Below are 3,765 nucleotides of genomic sequence, written 5' to 3' on the forward strand. Positions count from 1 at the left end.
GGATCATGCGGTCGGCCACCAGCATCTGGCGCGAGGAGCCAAGCATCTGGTCGGCCGAGCCGTTGCGCTGCTGCAGGATGTTGATCACCTGCTCGGTGCTCGAGTTGAGCAGAGGGATCTGCCGCGCCAGCGTGTTGGCACGACTGGCCGAGTCAAGCACCACCGACTTGTTGGAGAGGATCTTGCCGATGTCCCCGTCCAGCTGCTTCCACGCGTTGTTGAGCGCGGTCACCGCGCGGCCGGCGGGCGAGGCGTTGTTGTCGCCATAGGCCTGCATGCCGCTCTTCGGGTCGCCCTTGGTGAGGCGCTGCACCGCCGAGTCGATCGCGTTGCGCGTGGCGGCCAGCTCCTGGAAGGAGTTCACGTTGCCGTCAGCCGACTCGATCGCGTACTTCGCCGTCTGCTGCGAAAGCACCTGGATCTGCGTGGTCAGCGCCACCGCCTGGCGGTCCTCGCCGTTCTTCTGGTTCAGGAACACGAAGTCCGCTGCGGCCAGGCCGATCGAGATCAGCAGCAGAACGATCAGGCCGGTATAGCCGCGTTCCTTGCCGATGCCCCCTGTAGTGCTCATGTTCACCTCACCCTTCTACAACGACTTGGATCGTCCGCCGGCGACGCCGTGCGCACCCTCCGGAACCTGTGTCGCCCGTGGCGCCCGTACCTGCGGCGCCCGGCCCCTCCCGCGACGTCGGAGCGTCAGGCCGCGGCCTGACGGAAATCCGGCGCACGCACCAGGCGGCCCACGCTGAACAGGGCCATCTTCTGCTCGCCCACGCGCTCATCGACGAAGCGCGCCAGGCGCGGATCGTCCTCGCCCTCGGCCTCGCGGCGCTGCTGCTCGTCCACCGTACGCTGGCCGAACACCTCGTCGACCATGAGCGCCACACTGCCGCCGGCCTGGCGCACGATCAGCAGACGCGTGCGCTCGGTGGGCTGGGTACGCGCACCGAACAGGAAGCGACCCAGGTCGATCACCGGCACCAGGTTGCCGCGCACGTTGGCCACGCCGAGCAGCCAAGGCTGGGTGCCGGGCACCGGCGTGAGCACGGGCACGGCGAGCAGCTCGTTGATCTCGTCGATGCTGCTGACGAACAGGCGCGCGCCCACCCGGTAGCCGATGCCGCGCCACAGGCCGGGTGCCTCCAGCGTCTGGCGCGTGTCCGAGGCGTGCGCCAGCGACAGGCGCTCGTACTGCGCGAGAACCTCGAACGGGGAAAGATTCGCCACCGCGCTCATGCGGCGCTCGGCAGCAGGTCGTTGATGCAGGCCAGCAGTTCCTTTTCCTTCACCGGCTTGGTGATGAAGGCACGGGCACCCTGGCGAAGCCCCCACACGCGGTCGGTTTCCATCGACTTGGTGGTGATCATCACGATCGGGATGGTCGCCGTGGCCGGGTCGCGGGTGAGCGTGCGGGTGGCCTGGAAGCCGTTCATGCCGGGCATGATGACGTCCATGATGACCAGGTCGGGCAGGTCGGCGCGCACGCGCTCGATGCCTTCCTCGGCGTTGCCGACCGCAGTGACGGAATGACCCGCTCCCTCGAGCAGCGTGGTGAACACGCGCACGTCGGTGGGCGAATCGTCGATGATGAGAATGTTTGCCACAGGCCTCCCCTCAGACGCCGTCGTCGAACTGGATCAAGCCATCGTACCGATGTGACGGTGGATGGCGCCAAGCAGCTCGTCGCGGGTGAATGGCTTGGTCAGGTATTGCTCGGCGCCGACGATGCGGCCGCGGGCCTTGTCGAAAAGGCCGTCCTTCGAGCTGAGCATGATGACCGGCGTGGCCCGGAACTGGGGATTGTTCTTGATCAGCGCGCAGGTCTGGTAGCCGTCCAGGCGCGGCATCATGATGTCGACGAAGATGATGGCCGGCTTCTGGTCGGAGATCTTCGCCAGCGCCTCGAAACCGTCCACTGCCGTGAGCACGTCGCAACCTTCTTTCTTCAGCAAGGTTTCCGCCGTGCGGCGGATGGTCTTGGAGTCATCGATGACCATGACCTTCAGACCGGCCAGGCCGTTAGCACTCGCGTTCAAGTTCACTCAATCCCCCTGCGGCCCGCCCCAGGCTCGGGTAACAGCGCCGGATGCGTGCGGCGCCTGACGCCGGGCGCCGCCCGCGCAATGAAAAAAAACCGCTTAATCTTGTGTCTTGGACGCCTTTCTCGCATGGCGCCTTCAGCCGTTGCTGTTTACCGCTTGCCCCACGGCCCGTCAAGACAAAATCACGGCGGATGCCCAGTGTATCGCCCTTCACCGGGCATGTCGGCCGCGCGGCTCGATTCTTGACCGGCCGCCTTGCCGCCATGGCATCGGCTCGGCGAACATCGACGACCCGGCGTCGTCCCCGCGCGCCAGCCCCACTCCCGGAGATCCCCATGCCGCTCGCGGTTGCCGTGCTGATGGACCCGATCGAGGCGATCAAGATCGCCAAGGACACCACCTTCGCCCTGCTGCTGGAGGCGCAGCGGCGCGGCCATGCCCTGCATTACATGGAGCAGGGCGACCTGGCGCTGCGTGACGGCGCCCCCTGGGCACGCCTGGTGCCACTGACGGTGAAGGACGACGCCGGTGGCTGGTTCCGCCGCGACGAGGCGCGCTGGCGCGACCTGCGCGAGCTGGACGTGGTGCTGATGCGCAAGGATCCGCCCGTGGACCGCGAGTTCCTCTACGACACCATGGTGCTGGAGGCCGCGCAGCGTGGCGGTGTGCAGGTCATCAACGACCCGCGCTCGCTGCGCGACTGCAACGAGAAGGTGTTTGCGCTGCACTTCCCGCAATGCATGGCGCCAACCCTGGTGGCGCGCGACCCCGCCGAACTGCGCCGCTTCGTCGACGAGCACGGCGAGGCGGTGCTCAAGCCACTGGACGGCATGGGCGGGCGCGGCATCTTCCGCGTGCGGGCGGGCGACAGCAACCTCAACTCCATGCTCGAAACCCTGCTCGGCGGCGACGCGCACGGCCAGGGGCGGCAGTTTGCGGTGGCGCAGAAATTCATCCCGCAGATCAGCGCCGGCGACAAGCGGATCCTGCTGGTCGATGGCGAGCCGGTGCCGTACGCGCTGGCGCGCATTCCGCAGGGCAACGAGTTCCGCGGCAACCTCGCCGTCGGCGGCCGCGGCGAGGGCGTGCCGCTGTCCGACCGCGATCGCTGGATCGCCGCCGAGGTGGGCCCGGAGCTGCGCCGCCGCGGCCTGCGCTTCGTTGGGCTGGACGTGATCGGCGACTACCTGACCGAGGTCAACGTCACATCACCGACCTGCGTGCGCGAGCTGGACGCGCAGTTCGGGCTTAACATCGCCGGCACGCTGTTCGATGCCATCGAGCAGACCGCCGCAGGAACCCGTGTCTAAGTGAGCAACGCCACCCCCGTGCCCCGCAGTCCCGACATGATCGGGGCGACCTTCCTGTTTTCGCTGGTGCTGCACGGCGTGCTGCTGCTGGGCATCACCTTCGAGCTGACGCGGCCGGCGCCGGCGCTGCCCACGCTGGACGTGACCCTGGTCAACGTGGCCAACCGTGAAGCGCCGGACAAGGCCGACTTCCTGGCCCAGGCGAACAATCGCGGCGGCGGCACCAGCGATCGCGCCGAGCGCCCCTCCAACGCCTTCAGCGGGCCGCTGCCCAAGCCGACCCCGGGCGTGGCACCGGCGCCGGTGGACGACGCCAACCCGGCGCCGCAGCCGCCCCGGCCGGACCGCATGGTCACCACCCGCGGCGACAGCCGCTTCACCGTGGATGCCGGCAGCGAGCGGCGCCCGGTGGA

Annotated in this window: 5 protein-coding genes and 1 pseudogene; 2 read left to right on the plus strand and 4 right to left on the minus strand. The window is 68.3% G+C overall.

Features of this window, described 5'->3' with window-relative positions; genetic code table 11:
• From VFM98_RS00830 to pilG, 4 genes are all read right to left on the minus strand, one after another.
• A partial coding sequence (locus tag VFM98_RS00830) for a type IV pili methyl-accepting chemotaxis transducer N-terminal domain-containing protein (RefSeq protein WP_325107987.1) occupies positions 1 to 571 on the minus strand: 571 nt, incomplete at its 3' end.
• 125 nt (positions 572 to 696) lie between these two features.
• Entirely contained in the window at positions 697 to 1,227 is a 531-nt protein-coding gene (locus VFM98_RS00835; protein WP_325107988.1) for a chemotaxis protein CheW, read from the minus strand.
• 5 nt (positions 1,228 to 1,232) lie between these two features.
• Positions 1,233 to 1,604, minus strand: a complete 372-nt coding sequence (locus tag VFM98_RS00840) for a response regulator (protein ID WP_325107989.1) — start codon at positions 1,602 to 1,604, stop codon at positions 1,233 to 1,235.
• Positions 1,605 to 1,637: 33 nt separating this feature from the next.
• Positions 1,638 to 1,997: a twitching motility response regulator PilG gene (gene pilG / locus VFM98_RS00845; protein ID WP_325107991.1), complete on the minus strand. Its 360-nt coding sequence runs from the start codon at positions 1,995 to 1,997 to the stop codon at positions 1,638 to 1,640.
• Positions 1,998 to 2,377: 380 nt separating this feature from the next.
• On the opposite strand from pilG, the gene gshB reads away from it, so the two are divergent.
• Entirely contained in the window at positions 2,378 to 3,352 is a 975-nt protein-coding gene (gene gshB, locus VFM98_RS00850; protein WP_325107990.1) for a glutathione synthase, read from the plus strand.
• A pseudogene (locus tag VFM98_RS00855) lies at positions 3,353 to 3,765 on the plus strand (hypothetical protein); the annotation flags it as partial. It lies immediately after the preceding gene.

The sequence above is a fragment of the Ramlibacter sp. genome, from assembly GCF_035706265.1.
In the GTDB taxonomy this organism is placed as follows: Bacteria; Pseudomonadota; Gammaproteobacteria; order Burkholderiales; family Burkholderiaceae_C; genus Ramlibacter.